At 39.8% G+C, this 15846-nt stretch carries 12 protein-coding genes and 1 other annotated feature; of the genes, 11 read left to right on the top strand and 1 reads right to left on the bottom strand.

What is annotated here, in order from left to right:
* The first annotated feature begins 86 nt into the window (after window positions 1–86).
* The 10 genes from tig (at window position 87) to hemL (ending at window position 12402) form a co-directional block, all read left to right on the top strand.
* Window positions 87–1376, top strand: a complete 1290-nt coding sequence (gene tig, locus KTHG_RS07570; protein ID WP_139992528.1) for a trigger factor — start codon at window positions 87–89, stop codon at window positions 1374–1376.
* 156 nt (window positions 1377–1532) lie between these two features.
* Window positions 1533–2792, top strand: a complete 1260-nt coding sequence (clpX, locus tag KTHG_RS07565) for an ATP-dependent protease ATP-binding subunit ClpX (RefSeq protein ID WP_126991060.1) — start codon at window positions 1533–1535, stop codon at window positions 2790–2792.
* A 131-nt stretch (window positions 2793–2923) separates the two neighbouring features.
* Window positions 2924–5242, top strand: a complete 2319-nt coding sequence (gene lon / locus KTHG_RS07560) for an endopeptidase La (RefSeq protein WP_139992526.1) — start codon at window positions 2924–2926, stop codon at window positions 5240–5242.
* Window positions 5243–5872: a ribosome biogenesis GTP-binding protein YihA/YsxC gene (gene yihA, locus KTHG_RS07555; protein WP_126991062.1), complete on the top strand. Its 630-nt coding sequence runs from the start codon at window positions 5243–5245 to the stop codon at window positions 5870–5872.
* 295 nt (window positions 5873–6167) lie between these two features.
* Entirely contained in the window at window positions 6168–7523 is a 1356-nt protein-coding gene (gene hemA / locus KTHG_RS07550) for a glutamyl-tRNA reductase (protein WP_139992524.1), read from the top strand.
* Window positions 7524–7617: 94 nt separating this feature from the next.
* A complete protein-coding gene (locus KTHG_RS07545; RefSeq protein ID WP_139992522.1) occupies window positions 7618–8448 on the top strand; it encodes a cytochrome C assembly family protein in 831 nt (276 codons plus the stop codon).
* A 16-nt stretch (window positions 8449–8464) separates the two neighbouring features.
* A complete protein-coding gene (hemC, locus tag KTHG_RS07540) occupies window positions 8465–9400 on the top strand; it encodes a hydroxymethylbilane synthase (RefSeq protein WP_139992520.1) in 936 nt (311 codons plus the stop codon).
* Window positions 9387–10121, top strand: a complete 735-nt coding sequence (locus tag KTHG_RS07535) for a uroporphyrinogen-III synthase (protein WP_126991066.1) — start codon at window positions 9387–9389, stop codon at window positions 10119–10121. Before hemC ends, KTHG_RS07535 begins: the two co-directional genes overlap by 14 nt.
* Before the next feature lie 2 nt (window positions 10122–10123).
* Complete coding sequence (gene hemB, locus KTHG_RS07530) at window positions 10124–11107, top strand: porphobilinogen synthase (RefSeq protein WP_126991067.1); 984 nt, start codon at window positions 10124–10126, stop codon at window positions 11105–11107.
* A gap of 2 nt (window positions 11108–11109) precedes the next feature.
* The gene (gene hemL, locus KTHG_RS07525) at window positions 11110–12402 is read left to right on the top strand and encodes a glutamate-1-semialdehyde 2,1-aminomutase (RefSeq protein ID WP_126991068.1); all 1293 of its coding nucleotides are present in this window, start codon (window positions 11110–11112) and stop codon (window positions 12400–12402) included.
* Window positions 12403–12449: 47 nt separating this feature from the next.
* Here the strand turns inward: hemL and KTHG_RS07520 are convergent, their stop codons facing one another.
* A complete protein-coding gene (locus tag KTHG_RS07520; protein ID WP_126991069.1) occupies window positions 12450–12842 on the bottom strand; it encodes a VOC family protein in 393 nt (130 codons plus the stop codon).
* A 79-nt stretch (window positions 12843–12921) separates the two neighbouring features.
* Window positions 12922–13133, top strand: a binding site (T-box leader).
* 50 nt (window positions 13134–13183) lie between these two features.
* On the opposite strand from KTHG_RS07520, the gene KTHG_RS07515 reads away from it, so the two are divergent.
* Window positions 13184–15835, top strand: coding sequence for a valine--tRNA ligase (locus KTHG_RS07515; protein ID WP_139992518.1), 2652 nt, complete (start codon window positions 13184–13186; stop codon window positions 15833–15835).
* Window positions 15836–15846: the final 11 nt, after the last annotated feature.

Raw genomic sequence — 15846 nt, 5'->3', positions numbered from 1 at the left:
GGAACTATGATATACTAAAACAGTTATCAAATGAGCGGTAAAACACAATTTTAAGCTCTTTGAATTTAATTTTGGAGGTTATACACATGTCAGCAAAATGGGAAAAACAAGAAGGCAACAACGGTTTATTAACAGTTGAAGTGCCAGCTGAAGAAGTAAATGCAGCATTAGATGCAGCATTCAAAAAAGTAGTAAAACAAATCAACGTACCAGGCTTCCGTAAAGGTAAAATGCCTCGCCAATTATTCGAGAAAAAATTCGGCGTAGAATCTTTATACCAAGATGCACTTGATATCTTACTACAAGCTAACTACACAAAAGCAATCGATGAAACAGGTATCTCTCCAGTAGATCAACCAGAAATCGACTTCGCTCCAGATGCTCTAGGCAAAAACCAACCTTTCACTTTCACAGCGAAAGTTGTTGTTATTCCTGAAGTAAAACTAGGCGACTACAAAGGCTTAGAAGTTTCTAAAGAATCTGTAGAAGTAACAGACGAAGAAGTTGAAGCAATCCTTGTTGAAAACCAAAAACGTCTTGCTGAATTAGTAGTAAAAGAAGATGGCGCTGTTGAAAACGGTGACACTGCTGTAATCGACTTCGAAGGCTTCCAAGATGGCGAAGCATTCGACGGTGGTAAAGGCGAAGATTACGCTTTAGAAATCGGTTCTAACTCATTCATCCCAGGCTTCGAAGAACAATTAATCGGTGCTAAAACTGGCGAAGAAAAAGAAGTAGAAGTTACTTTCCCAGAAGAATACCACGCTGCTGAATTAGCTGGTAAACCTGCTGTATTCAAAGTAACAGTTAAAGAAATCAAAGCTAAAGAACTTCCAGAATTAAACGATGACTTAGCTTCTGAAATCGATAGCGAAGTTGACACTTTAGACGCTTTACGCGCTAAATTAAAAGAAACTACTGCTAAACAAAAAGAAGAAGCTGTAGAAGGCAAATTACGTGACGATTTAGTAGAAGCTGCTGCTGCAAACGCTACAATCGACGTACCAGAAGCTATGATTGAAACTGAATTAAACCGTATGTTACAAGAGTTCAACCAACAACTTCAAATGCAAGGTTTAAACCTTGACTTCTACTACCAAATCTCAGGTACTGATGAAGCTTCATTCCGCGCTGAACGTAAAGAAGAAGCTGCACAACGCGTAAGCGTATCATTAGTATTAGATGCAATCGCTGAAGCTGAAGGCATCGAAGCTACTGAAGCTGACATTGAAGCAGAACTTGCTAAAATGGCTGAACAATTCAAAATGACAGCTGACCAAATCACAGCTGCTCTAGGTGGTACTTCAATCATCACACATGATGTAAAAGTACAAAAAACTGTTGAGTTCTTAGTTGAAAACGCTAAAATTGCTTAATCTTTCTTCTATAGAAGAATAAACATCAAAGACAAGGTGCGGTTTTTTTCCGTACCTTGTTTTGTCATACATAGACGTATAAAGAGGAGTCATGGGCATTATAGTTGCTAAAACAGTAACTATCTTGTAACATTGGCTTGAATAGGGGTGAAATAATTGTTCAAATTTAATGATGAAACAGGCAATTTAAAATGTTCTTTCTGTGGGAAACCGCAAGAACAAGTGCGCAAGCTTGTGGCAGGTCCTGGTGTTTACATTTGTGATGAATGTATCGATCTTTGCTCTGAAATCGTAGTAGAAGAACTAGGCACAGAAGAAGAAGTAGAAATCAAAGATGTTCCAAAACCACAAGAAATTCGTACCATTTTGGATGATTATGTCATCGGTCAAGATCGTGCGAAAAAAGCCCTTTCTGTAGCAGTATATAACCACTACAAACGTGTTAATTCAAATAGTAAAATTGATGATGTCGAATTGGCAAAATCAAACATCGTTTTAATCGGACCAACAGGTAGCGGTAAAACGTTATTAGCACAAACGTTGGCTCGCATTATTGATGTACCGTTCGCTATCGCAGACGCCACTTCATTAACTGAAGCTGGGTACGTTGGTGAAGACGTAGAAAATATTTTATTAAAATTAATTCAATCAGCTGATTATGATATTGAACGTGCACAAAAAGGGATTATCTATATTGATGAAATCGATAAAGTCGCACGTAAGTCTGAGAACCCATCCATTACACGTGATGTTTCTGGTGAAGGTGTACAACAAGCACTTCTAAAAATCTTAGAAGGTACAACAGCAAGCGTTCCACCACAAGGCGGCCGTAAGCATCCACATCAAGAATTTTTACAAATTGATACGACGAATATTTTATTCATCGTTGGTGGTGCATTTGATGGTATTGAACAAATCATCAAACGCCGCTTAGGTTCAAAAGTAATTGGCTTTGGTTCTGAACAGAAAAAAGTAGATGACGATAAGTTCATGCAATACTTGATTCCAGAAGACTTATTAAAATTCGGTTTAATTCCTGAATTTATTGGTCGTCTGCCAGTATTGGCTAGTCTTGAACAACTTGACGAGGCAGCGCTTGTTCAAATTTTAACAGAGCCTAAAAACTCGCTAACGAAGCAATATGTCAAAATGCTTGAGTTAGATGGTGTTGAGCTTGTATTTGAGAAAGAAGCGTTATTTGAAATCGCCAAAGAAGCAATCGAACGTAAAACAGGTGCTCGTGGTCTTCGTTCAATTATTGAAGATACGATGCTTGATGTCATGTTCGAATTACCTTCTCGTGAAGATGTTGTAAAATGCATTATCACAAAAGAAACACTACAAGATAAAGCACGTCCGAAACTTATTTTAGAAGACGGAACTGAAGTTCAAGACGATGAAAAAACATCGGCATAAACTTTAACAGCTTTTGCTGGCTTCGATTGTCTCAATGAACGGTCGCAGCCAGCTTTTTTTCTGTTTATATAACAAAAATGCAGTTCGATTTGCGGGTAAATTGAATATGCAATGATGGAGGTGGGCCCCGCATGGTAGTTACACAACATATCCCAATGATTCCGCTACGTGGTCTCGTTGTATTCCCAAAAATGTCTTTACATATTGATGTAGGTCGTGAACGTTCGATGGCTGCTGTTGATGATGCAATGAAAGCAGATCAACTTGTTTTTTTAGTAACGCAAAAGCAGGCAGCTACTGAAAACCCAACACGCGAAGATTTTTACGCGATGGGTGTTGTTGCATACGTGAAGCAACTCGTAAAATTGCCCAATGATTCAATGCGTTTAATCGTTGAGGCAAAGTACCGTGCTTCTGTCACAGAAATGATTGAAGAGAATAGCGCAACTTTTGTAAATGTCGAAGCTTTTGAAGATGACGCACAAGTAGATGTATTAGTCGAATCTTTTATGCGTCTTGTAACCGATCAATTTTCTCGTTATGTGAAAATGAATGGTCGTATGTCTCCAGATTTAATCGATCATGCACAAGAGATTGATGAGCCGGGCCATTTAGCCGATTACATCGCGACACAATTACCATTGAAAATGAAGGCGAAACAAGAGATTTTACGTATTGCAGATGTGCGTGAACGCTTAGAGACGTTAATGAATCGTTTGCAAAATGAGCAAGAAATTTTAGTTGTTGAAAAACGGATTAATAGTACGGTGAAGCGCGCGATGGAAAAAACACAAAAAGAGTTTTATCTACGTGAGCAAATGAAGGCAATTCAAAAAGAACTTGGCGATAAAGACGGCAAACAAAAAGATAGTGAAGCATTACGCGAAAAAATTCTTAATGCGGGTATGCCAGACGAAACTTTGAAAGTGGTTTTAAAGGAACTAGCACGCTATGAGGCGATTCCTGTCCAAGCTGCAGAGAGCAGTGTTATCCGAAATTATTTAGATTGGATGGTTGCAATTCCGTGGTCAAAAGCAACGAAAGACCGCCACAACCTGAAAAAAGCGGAGCAAATTTTGAATAAAGATCATGAAGGTCTTGAAAAAGTAAAAGAGCGTATTTTAGAATTCTTAGCGGTACAGCAATTAAAAGGCTCCTTAAAAGGCCCGATTCTATGCTTAGTTGGTCCACCCGGTGTTGGTAAAACATCACTAGCACAATCAATTGCAAAATCATTAAATCGTGAATTTGTCCGCATGTCACTAGGTGGTGTACGTGATGAATCTGAAATTCGTGGTCATCGCCGTACGTATGTAGGCGCGATGCCGGGACGTATTATTCAAGGTATGAAAAAAGCTGGCACAACAAATCCTGTCTTCTTATTAGATGAAATTGATAAAATGGCGAATGACTTCCGCGGCGATCCTGCGGCGGCAATGCTTGAAGTATTAGATCCCGAGCAAAATGGTACATTTAGTGATCACTTCATTGAAGAACCATACAATTTATCAAATGTGTTATTCGTTGCGACAGCAAATGATTTAGGTGGCATTCCTGGTCCTTTACGTGACCGTATGGAAATCATTCAAATTGCTGGCTATACGGAGCTTGAAAAATTGGCGATTGCAAAAAATCATTTAACACCTCGTCAAATCGAGGATCATGGTTTAACAAAATCACAAGTCCAAGTAAAAGAAGATGTGTTAAAAGATTTAATTCGTTATTATACACGCGAGGCAGGTGTAAGGGGCTTAAACCGCGTCATTGCAACGCTTTGTCGTAAGGCAGCAGGTACCATTGTGCGCGGCGATAAGAAAAAAGTCGTCTTTACAGCGAAAACATTAGAGGATATACTCGGAAAGCACCGTTTCCATTACGGACAAGCGAACGAAGAAAACCTTGTTGGTGTTGCAACAGGTCTTGCGTATACAACAGCTGGTGGCGATACGCTTCAAATCGAAGTGTCGATTTCACCAGGAGCAGGGAAAATTCAGTTAACAGGGAAACTTGGCGATGTTATGAAAGAGTCTGCACAAACGGCGTTATCGTATGTGCGCTCACAACAAGAAAAGTATGATATTGCCGACGATTTCTTTGCGAAGCATGATGTGCATATTCACGTTCCAGAAGGTGCCGTACCAAAAGATGGTCCATCTGCTGGGGTGACGATGGTAACAGCATTAACATCTGCTATCACAAATACACCGATTCGTAAGGAAGTTGGTATGACCGGGGAAGTAACACTTCGCGGTCGCGTGCTACCAATTGGTGGCTTAAAGGAAAAATCGTTAAGTGCACACCGCGCTGGTTTAACAACGATTATTATTCCAAAACAAAACGAACGCGATTTAGACGATATTCCACAAAGCGTGCGTGATGAATTAACATTCCACGCCGTATCGAACGTGGAGGACGTACTAGCAATCGCTTTAGATGGAGGAAACAATTAAATGAAAGTCCATAATGTAGATATGATAATGAGTGCGGTTCGACCTGAGCAGTACCCAGAGGAAGGCTACCCAGAATTTGCGCTAGCAGGGCGTTCAAATGTAGGGAAATCTTCATTTATTAACCGCATGATTGGTCGTAAAGCATTGGCGCGTATTTCAGCGAAACCTGGTAAAACGCAAACGCTTAATTTCTACAAAATCGAAGAGCAATTATTTTTTGTCGATGTACCAGGATATGGCTATGCGAAAGTATCAAAAAGCGAGCGTGAAGCATGGGGTAAAATGATTGAGACGTATTTAACAGCGCGTCGTCAATTAAAAGCCGTTGTGCAAATCATTGACTTGCGCCATGAACCAACAGATGATGACTGTATGATGTATGATTTCTTAAAACATTATGAAATCCCAACAATTATCATTGCCACAAAAGCGGATAAAGTGAAAAAAGGGAAATGGGAACACAATAAAAAAGTGATCAAAGAAGTACTTGATATGGACCCACGTGACCCAATTATCTTATTCTCTTCTGAAACAGGTAAAGGGTATGACCAAGCATGGGAAGAAATTGAAAAATATCTAGGTGAAGATTTAGAAGATGTTGATTTAGATACAACAAATATGAAAAAGTAACAAAGAGCAGGGGTATCCAATAAGGATGCATCCTGCTTTTTTGTTGTCAAATGTTTTTTGAAAGTGGAATTGGGAAGTGAAAGGAAGAGAGGTATAATTGTGACGGCTTCGTGAAGTTCCCTTCATTTCAAGACAATAAGGTTGAAATTTTAGGTGATAACGAGTATATTCTTAATTAGAATAATTATAATTAAACAATAGAACAATGCACATAGGACATAAAAAAGAAGCAGTTTCTCAAGATGGACTATGCTATAATAGAGAAGTTAATTTGAACGTGAGAGGTGTATTATTCATGCATACCCTAGTAGTAGGCTTGAACTATAAAACAGCTCCCGTCGAAATCCGTGAAAAATTTTCGTTTGCTGATGGTACGTTAGCGGATGCGATGAGAGCATTACAAGGACAAAAAAGCATTTTAGAAAACGTAATCGTATCGACATGCAATCGCACAGAAATCTATGCAGTTGTCGACCAAGTACATACAGGTCGCCATTTTGTGAAGCAATTTTTAGCTACGTGGTTCCGTATGCCAGTGGAAAGCTTCGAACCACATTTATATATTCGTGAAGACGATGCATCGCTAAATCATTTATTTAAAGTGACAGCGGGAATTGACTCGATGGTACTTGGCGAAACACAAATTTTAGGCCAAGTAAAAAGCAGCTTTTTAGAAGCGCAACAAATTGGTACAACAGGTACGATTTTTAATCATGTCTTCAAACAGAGCGTGACATTTGCGAAGAAAGCGCATGACGAAACAAGCATTGGTGAAAATGCTGTGTCTGTATCGTATGCAGCAGTAGAGCTTGCAAAAAAAATCTTCGGTTCATTAAAGAAAAAACATATCGCGATTTTAGGCGCTGGTAAAATGGGCGAGCTTGCGATGGAAAACTTATATGGCAGTGGTGTTGGTCAAGTAACGGTTATTAACCGTACATTTGAAAAAGCAGAATCACTTGCAGCAAAATTCCATGGTGAAGCGAAATCGATGCAGGAATTACAATGTACGCTATTAGATGCGGATATTTTAATTACTTCAACAGGTGCTACTAGCTATGTTATTGACCGTGAGTTAATGGAATTTGTGGATAGTATGCGTAAAGGTAAACCGCTATTTATGGTAGATATCGCCGTACCACGTGATATCGATCCAACTGTAGGCGAGCTTGAAAATATTTTCTTATACGACATTGATGATTTACATGGTATCGTAGAGGCGAACTTAGCAGAGCGTGAACGTGCAGCTATGCAAATTACAAACATGATTGATGGCGAGCTAGATGAAATTAATGAATGGGTTGGTCAACTTGGTGTTGTACCAGTCATTTCAGCATTACGTGCAAAGGCGAATATCATTCAACAAGAAACGATGAAGAGCATTGAAAATAAAATGCCTGATTTAACAGATCGCGAGCGTAAAGTATTGAGTAAACATACAAAATCAATCGTCAATCAGTTGTTGAAAGAACCAATTCTTCAAGCAAAAGAGCTTGCAGGTGAAGTAAATGCAAAAGAGCAATTGGCATTATTCGAGCGTATTTTTGGGATTGAAGAGGCTGTCGAACTAGAAAAAGAAAAGCATCAATTAGCGGAAAAAGAACGCCGTGTTAAAGCGACAATTGACCAAACAAATTTACTATTTAATTAAATCTTTTTGCGAGCGTTTTCGTATCTATATGTTAAACTTGTAGATATGAGGGCGCTTTTTTGTGCAATTTAGTTAAGTAGCAGAAGGAGATCTTATGACGGATATGACGATGACAAGGCTACATGAAATAATGGTCATCATCTATGCCATTAGCCTTGTCTTTTATTTCATTGATTATTGGAAAAAGAACAGGCGGTTATACCGTTATGCCTTTTGGGGTGTCTCAATTGTGTGGTTGCTGCAAACTGCTTTTTTAGCGCTTTATATTTGGGAAACACATCGCTTCCCCGTACTGACGTTATTTGAGGGCATTTATTTTTATGCTTGGTTGCTTGTAGCTATCTCCATTGCGATGCATTGTATATTTAAATTAGATTTACCGGTTATTTTAATTAATGTCGTTGGTTTTTGCTTTATGGTTGTGCATACATTTGCACCAAACGAACTTGCACCGTCACCTGTAAGTGACACACTTGTGTCAGAACTACTTGTGATTCATATTATGTTTGCGATTATGTCATATGGTGCTTTTACAATTGGTTTTGTTTTTGCGATGTTGTATATTGTTTTGCATAATGTATTAAAAAGTAAAAAATGGCCAAAACAATTTTCACGCTTACCATCGTTAGCGCAGGCAGAAAGCGGTATGAGCTACACGATTTATTGTGGCATTCCATTGCTTGGCATTAGTCTGATTTTAGGGATGATGTGGGCATATATTGCATTACCAGATTTGAAGTTCTGGGATATTAAAATTCTAGGCTCTTTCATTTCATTATTTATGTATTCGATTATTATTTATAGAAACCAAAAAGGAAAGTTATATGCGACAAAATATGCGTGGGCAAATGTGTATGCGTTTTTATTCATACTCATCAATTTCTTCCTAGGCAGTCGTTTTTCAGCATTCCATTTTTGGTATTAAGAGAGGTTGAATTATTTTGCGTAAAATTATCGTAGGTTCAAGAAGAAGTAAATTAGCATTAACTCAAACAAATTGGTTTATCGAGCAATTGAAACAAGCAGGTGTGCCATTTGAATTTGAAGTGAAAGAAATTGTCACAAAAGGGGATCGCATTTTAGACGTGCAATTATCTAAAGTAGGCGGCAAAGGCTTATTCGTAAAAGAAATCGAACAAGCTTTATACGACAAAGAAATCGACTTTGCTGTACACAGCATGAAAGATATGCCGGCTGTATTGCCAGAAGGCTTAGTCATTGGTTGTATTCCAAAACGTGAAGATCCACGCGATGCATTTATTTCTGTCGGTCACGTAAAATTCGCAGACTTACCACAAGGAGCGGTAGTCGGAACGTCAAGCTTACGTCGTAGTTCACAGCTTTTAAAAGCACGTCCTGACTTAAAGATTAAATGGATTCGTGGGAATGTTGATACTCGTTTACAAAAGCTTGAAACAGAAGAGTACGATGCGATTATTTTAGCGGCCTCTGGTTTAAACCGTCTAGGCTGGTCAAATGATGTTGTTACAGAATATTTAGAGCCAGAAATTTGTCTTCCAGCAGTCGCACAGGGCTCACTTGGTATTGAGTGTCGTGGTGATGATACGGAATTATTACAAGAGCTTGCGAAATTAACCGACAAAGCAACATGGGAAACAGCACACGCTGAACGCGCCTTCCTTGCAGCAATGGATGGTGGCTGTCAAGTGCCAATCGCTGGCTATGCAACGTATGAAAATGAAGAGATTCATTTTACAGGTCTTGTAGCGGCACCGGATGCTTCTGAGTTTTACGAGGATTCTGCGACATCTAAAAATGCAGAAGAAGCAGGGAAAGCAGTAGCGAAAATTTTAACAGAGCAAGGTGCTTACGAGTTAATTAAACGCGTAAAGGCTGAGCAAAATGAACAACACTAATCCTCTTGCTGGCGACACGCTTGTACTCACGGGGACAAGTGTGACAAAAGCGATTGCTGAGTATATTCAAAAACTCGGTGGTCAAGCAGTACATCTACCGCTCATTGAAGTTGTAGAGCGTACGGCAGAGGATCATGAAAAATTTATTGCAAGTATGGATGCAGAGTGGCTTATTTTTACGAGTCAGTCTGCTGTCCGTTTTTTTAAGCAAAAATTGATTCGTTACGGCTATACAGCAGCACATTGGCACGGCAAGGTAGCTGTTGTCGGAGAAAAAACAGCAGCAGCTCTTAGCGCAATCGGTTTTACAATTGATTTTATGCCAAGCATTTATAGCGCAGATGTTTTCATTAAGGAATTTCAGCCAGCAATTGTGGAGAAATGTGTGTTTTTCCGTGGTAATTTAGCGAAATCTACAATCCCCGATGGTCTCAACTGTGATGTAGAGTGCTATACTGTGTATGACACAGTTCAGACTGCTCGGCATATGCCAGCACTTAATGAACTGTTAACGGAGCGAGTCACGATTATTTTTGCCAGTCCATCTGCGGTAGAGGTGTTTGAAGCACATAAAGCATCAAAACCTTATCATGTCGCGGCAATTGGACATATTACAAAAACGGCACTCGAAAATGCGGGAGAAATGAATATTATCATGCCTCATACGTATACGATGCGCGCCGTAATTGATGAACTCGTCAAACAGAAAGGAACGAATTAAACATGACACAATTAACATTCAAACGCCACCGTCGCTTACGTCAAACAGCCGTACTGCGCAAAATGGTTCAAGAAACACATTTACACAAGGAAGATTTCATTTACCCAATCTTTGTTCAAGATGGTGAAAACATTAAAAATGAAGTGTCTTCAATGCCAGGTGTGTTCCAATTTTCAATTGACCGCTTAGGTGAAGAAATGGATGAAGTTGTTGCGTTAGGCATTCCAGCTGTTATTTTATTCGGTTTACCAGCTGAAAAAGATGAAACAGGCTCACAAGCTTATCACGATCATGGCATCGTTCAAGAAGCGACACGCTTTATTAAAAAGAATTATCCAAACGTTTTAGTTATAGCAGATACATGCTTATGTGAATTCACCTCTCATGGTCACTGCGGCGTTGTATCGGCTGATGAAAAAATATTAAATGACCCATCTCTTGATTTATTAGCAAAAACAGCGGTATCTCAAGCAGAAGCGGGTGCAGACATTATCGCCCCATCAAATATGATGGACGGCTTTGTTGCAGCAATCCGCGAAGGCTTAGATGCAGCAGGCTTTGAAGATGTGCCAATCATGTCCTATGCAGTAAAATACGCTTCAGCTTATTATGGTCCATTCCGCGATGCAGCAGACGGCGCACCACAGTTTGGTGACCGTAAAACATATCAAATGGACCCAGCAAATCGTATGGAAGCAATGCGTGAAGCAACATCTGATATTGAAGAGGGTGCAGACTTCCTAATCGTTAAACCCGCATTAGCTTATTTAGATATCGTACGCGATGTGCGCAATAACTATGACGTACCTGTTGTTGCGTACAATGTATCTGGTGAGTATGCGATGGTTAAAGCAGCTGCGCTAAATGGCTGGATTGATGAAAAACAAGTAGTGCTTGAAACATTATTAGGAATGAAACGCGCAGGCGCTGATTTAATTATTACGTATCATGCAAAAGATGCGATTCGTTTTATGGAGGGTAAATAAACATGACTCGTTCGTTCGATAAATCAAAGGCTATTTATGAAGAAGCCGTTAATTTAATGCCAGGTGGCGTTAACTCACCTGTCCGTGCTTTTAAAGCTGTAAACCAAGCACCAATCGTTATGGACCATGGTAAAGGCGCTATTATCACAGACGTTGATGGCAACGACTATATCGACTATGTATTATCATGGGGCCCACTTATTTTAGGCCATGCAGAACCAAATGTTATTAAAGCTATTCAAGACGTTGCAATGCAAGGTACAAGCTTTGGTGCATCAACTGCTGTTGAAAATGAATTAGCAAAAGAAGTAATCAAACGTGTACCATCTGTTGAAATGGTGCGTATGGTGAACTCTGGTACAGAGGCAACCTTATCAGCGATTCGTCTAGCACGTGGTTTCACAGGTCGCGATAAAATCTTGAAATTTGAAGGTTCTTACCATGGTCACAGTGACTCACTATTAATCAAAGCAGGCTCAGGTGTTGCAACACTTGGCTTACCAGATAGTCCTGGGGTACCAATGGGGATTGCTCAAAATACATTAACGGTGCCATATAATGATTTAGAATCGGTTAAATTAGCATTCGAACATTACGGTGAAGACATCGCAGCGATTATCGTTGAACCTGTAGCAGGGAATATGGGCTGTGTGCCACCACTACCTGGTTTCTTAGAAGGGTTACGTGATATTACAACAAAAGCGGGCACATTATTAATCTTTGATGAAGTAATGACAGGCTTCCGTGTAGGCTTTAACTCAGCGCAAGGTTACTACGGGGTGACACCAGACCTTACTTGCTTAGGCAAAGTAATCGGTGGTGGTCTACCAGTTGGTGCGTTCGGTGGCCGTCGTGACATTATGGAGCAAATTGCGCCAGCAGGTCCAGTTTACCAAGCAGGTACTTTGTCGGGGAATCCATTAGCGATGACAGCTGGTTTAGAAACAATTAATCGCCTAACACCTGAATCATATGCTTACTTTGAAAAATTAGGCGACCGTCTAGAGCAAGGTTTCCGTGAAGCGGCAGAAACATATAACATTCCGCACACCGTAAACCGCGCAGGCTCAATGATTGGTTACTTCTTAACAAATGAACAAGTTATTAACTTTGATACAGCAAAAACAGCGGATCTTGATTTATTCGCTGAATACTACGGCTTAATGGCACAAGAAGGCGTATTCCTTCCACCATCACAATTTGAAGGGGTCTTCATGTCAACAGCTCATACAGAAGCGCATATTGACCAAACGGTTGCTGCATTCCAAAAAGTATTTAAACAATTACGTCGCTAAGACGAAAAAAGAGGACTTCGTACAATTTGTACGGAGTCCTCTTTTATTTAAAATGAATCACGTAATTCAATAATTGTTCCTTCTGGGGCAACAACTTTTGCTAGATGGCTACCTTCAACGTCATAAAGTACTTGACCGTTCTTTTTCGCAAATGGTAGTCCGAGCACTTGTAAGCGAGCCACTTCTTTTTGTAAGTCTTCGATATAGAGACAGAAGTGCACAGGTCCGGCAGAATGCTTCGAAAAATCACGAAGTAACTCACCTTGCTTTGCTGTTTGTAGCTCGATATAAAAGTGGTCCATCTTCAACCAGCTATTATAATCGCGCGAATGAAAGCCCTGCGATTCCTTGGCAAGCGTGAAGCCGAGTGTCTCATAGAAATTTTTCGATGCTGCATAATCATTTGTCTGAATACAAATATGATGAATAAATCGTTTCATGCTTATCACCTCTTGATTCCAACATAACAGAAATACTTGAAAAAGGGAAATAAATTAGATACAATGAATTGAAGCTAAATACAATGCGATGAAGGGGAGGAGTAGAGCACTCCTACTTGTTAGAGAGGGAACGGTTGGTGAAAGTTCCTCAAGTAGATGCTTGAAGGTAGCCCCAGAGCAGTTTTTGTGAACTAATAGTAGCAAGAACCGGTGCCGACCCGTTATGTCGAATGAAGCTGCTAGCAAGTTGCTAGAAGTAAGGTGGTACCGCGAAGTTCTCTCGTCCTTATGTTAAGGATTGATGGGGATTCTTTTTATGCACAAAATTAGGAGGCGTACTCATGACAGAACAACAAAACATTTCAATGCCAACGAAATACGATCCAAAAGCTATCGAAGACGGTCGTTATGAATGGTGGCTACAAAAAGATTGTTTTAAAGCACAACCAGAAAGTGGTAAAGAGCCTTATTCAATCGTCATTCCACCACCAAACGTAACTGGTAAATTACACTTAGGTCACGCTTGGGATACAACATTACAAGATATTTTAATTCGTATGAAACGTATGCAAGGTTACGATGCATTATGGTTACCAGGTATGGACCATGCCGGTATCGCAACACAAGCAAAAGTTGAAGCGAAATTACGCGAACAAGGCATCTCACGTTATGACCTTGGTCGTGAAAAATTCCTAGAAAAAACATGGGAATGGAAAGAAGAATATGCGTCTACAATCCGTTCACAATGGTCTAAATTAGGCTTAGCACTTGATTACTCACGTGAACGCTTCACATTAGATGACGGGTTATCAGATGCGGTTAAAGAAGTATTCGTAAAACTTTACGAAAAAGGCTTAATCTACCGCGGCGAACGCATCATCAACTGGGACCCAGCAGCACAAACAGCATTATCTGACATCGAAGTAATTTACAAAGATGTTCAAGGTGCTTTCTACCACATGGAATATCAAATTAAAGATAGCGACGAAAAAGTTGAAATCGCGACAACTCGTCCAGAAACAATGCTTGGTGACTCAGGTATCGCTGTAAACCCTAACGACGAACGCTATGCACACTTAGTTGGTAAAACAGCTATCCTACCAATCGTAGGCCGCGAATTACCAATCGTTGCAGATGACTATGTAGATATGGAATTCGGTACAGGTGTTGTAAAAATGACACCAGCGCATGACCCGAATGACTTTGAAGTAGGTAACCGCCATGACTTAGAACGCATCATGGTTATGAATGGCGACGGTACAATGAACGAAAAAGCGGGCAAATATGCTGGTATGGATCGTTTTGAATGCCGTAAAGAAATCGTAAAAGATTTACAAGAACAAGGCGTATTAATTAAAATCGTAGACCACTTACACTCAGTAGGTCACTCAGAACGTTCTGGCGCAGTAGTTGAGCCTTATCTTTCTAAACAATGGTTCGTAAAAATGGAACCACTTGCGAAAGAAGCATTAGCGCTTCAACAAAAAGAAAATGAAAAAGTAAACTTCGTACCACAACGTTTTGAAAACACGTATACACGTTGGATGGAAAATGTTCATGATTGGTGTATTTCTCGTCAATTATGGTGGGGTCACCAAATTCCAGCTTGGTATCATAACGAAACAGGCGAATTGTATGTAGGGAAAGAAGCACCTGCAGACGAAGAAAACTGGACACGCGACCAAGACGTATTAGATACATGGTTCTCATCTGCATTATGGCCATTCTCTACAATGGGCTGGCCTGATGAGGAAGCAGATGATTTCAAACGCTACTTCCCAACAGGTGCACTTGTAACAGGTTATGACATTATTTTCTTCTGGGTTTCTCGTATGATTTTCCAATCACTTGAATTCACAGGCGAACGCCCATTTGAAGACGTATTAATCCACGGTTTAGTACGTGATGGCGAAGGACGCAAAATGTCAAAATCACTTGGTAACGGCGTTGACCCAATGGACGTTATTGCTGAGTACGGTGCGGATTCATTACGTTTCTTCTTAGCAACTGGTTCATCTCCAGGTCAAGATTTACGTTACACAACTGAAAAAGTAGAAGCTATTTGGAACTTCTCAAATAAAATTTGGAATGCCTCTCGTTTCGCATTAATGAACATGGATGGCATGACTTATGACGAAATCGATTTAACAGGCGAAAAATCAGTAGCAGATAAATGGATTTTAACACGCTTAAATGACACAATCGAAAAAGTAACAGAGCTTGCTGATAAATACGAATTTGGTGAAGTAGGCCGTTACTTAAACAATTTCATCTGGGATGACTTCTGCTCATGGTACATCGAAATGGCGAAATTACCATTATACGGTGAAGATGAAGCAGCGAAGAAAACAACGCGTTCTGTATTAGCATACGTATTAGACAATACAATGCGTCTATTACACCCATTAATGCCATTTATCACAGAAGAAATTTGGCAACACTTACCACATGAAGGCGAAACAATCGTCAATGCAGCATGGCCAACAGTTCGTGAAGATCTTCACTTCGAAGAAGAAGCGAAAAACATGCAACTGCTAATGGATATTATCCACGCAGTACGTAACATTCGTGCGGAAGTAAATACACCAATGAGCAAACAAGTACCAATGTTCATCTCTGCTAAAACAGAAGCAGAACTTGCTGTACTTGAAGCGAATAAATCGTATATTGAAAAATTCTGTAACCCAGAAACATTAACAGTAGGCTTAAATGTAGAGCCAGAAGGTAAAACAATGTCAGCTGTTGTTTCAGGCGCAGAGCTATTCTTACCATTAAAAGGTTTAATTAATATTGAAGATGAGATTGCTCGTCTTGAAAAAGAATTAGACAAATGGAATAAAGAAGTAAAACGTGTTCAAGGTAAATTAAACAATGAAAAATTCGTAGCAAGTGCACCAGATGCAGTTGTGGCGAAAGAGCGCGAAAAAGAAGCCGATTACTTGGAAAAACAAGCAACGGTTCAAAAACGTATCGCTGAATTAAAAGAAATGTAAGACAAAAAAAG

The organism is Kurthia sp. Dielmo (assembly GCF_000307285.2).
GTDB classification, from domain to species: Bacteria; Bacillota; Bacilli; order Bacillales_A; family Planococcaceae; genus Kurthia; species Kurthia populi.
Note: the sequence above shows the minus strand (reverse complement) of the source record. Positions and strands in the feature narration are given on the sequence as shown.

What these genes read in the sequence shown, in the direction of transcription:
- lon (WP_139992526.1), top strand. Translation starts at nt 2,924, where the DNA reads ATGGTAGTTACACAACATATCCCAATGATTCCGCTACGTGGTCTCGTT.
- yihA (WP_126991062.1), top strand. Translation starts at nt 5,243, where the DNA reads ATGAAAGTCCATAATGTAGATATGATAATGAGTGCGGTTCGACCTGAG.
- hemA (WP_139992524.1), top strand. Translation starts at nt 6,168, where the DNA reads ATGCATACCCTAGTAGTAGGCTTGAACTATAAAACAGCTCCCGTCGAA.
- hemB (WP_126991067.1), top strand. Translation starts at nt 10,124, where the DNA reads ATGACACAATTAACATTCAAACGCCACCGTCGCTTACGTCAAACAGCC.
- KTHG_RS07515 (WP_139992518.1), top strand. Translation starts at nt 13,184, where the DNA reads ATGACAGAACAACAAAACATTTCAATGCCAACGAAATACGATCCAAAA.
- KTHG_RS07545 (WP_139992522.1), top strand. Translation starts at nt 7,618, where the DNA reads ATGACGGATATGACGATGACAAGGCTACATGAAATAATGGTCATCATC.
- KTHG_RS07535 (WP_126991066.1), top strand. Translation starts at nt 9,387, where the DNA reads ATGAACAACACTAATCCTCTTGCTGGCGACACGCTTGTACTCACGGGG.
- tig (WP_139992528.1), top strand. Translation starts at nt 87, where the DNA reads ATGTCAGCAAAATGGGAAAAACAAGAAGGCAACAACGGTTTATTAACA.
- KTHG_RS07520 (WP_126991069.1), bottom strand. Translation starts at nt 12,842, where the DNA reads ATGAAACGATTTATTCATCATATTTGTATTCAGACAAATGATTATGCA.
- hemL (WP_126991068.1), top strand. Translation starts at nt 11,110, where the DNA reads ATGACTCGTTCGTTCGATAAATCAAAGGCTATTTATGAAGAAGCCGTT.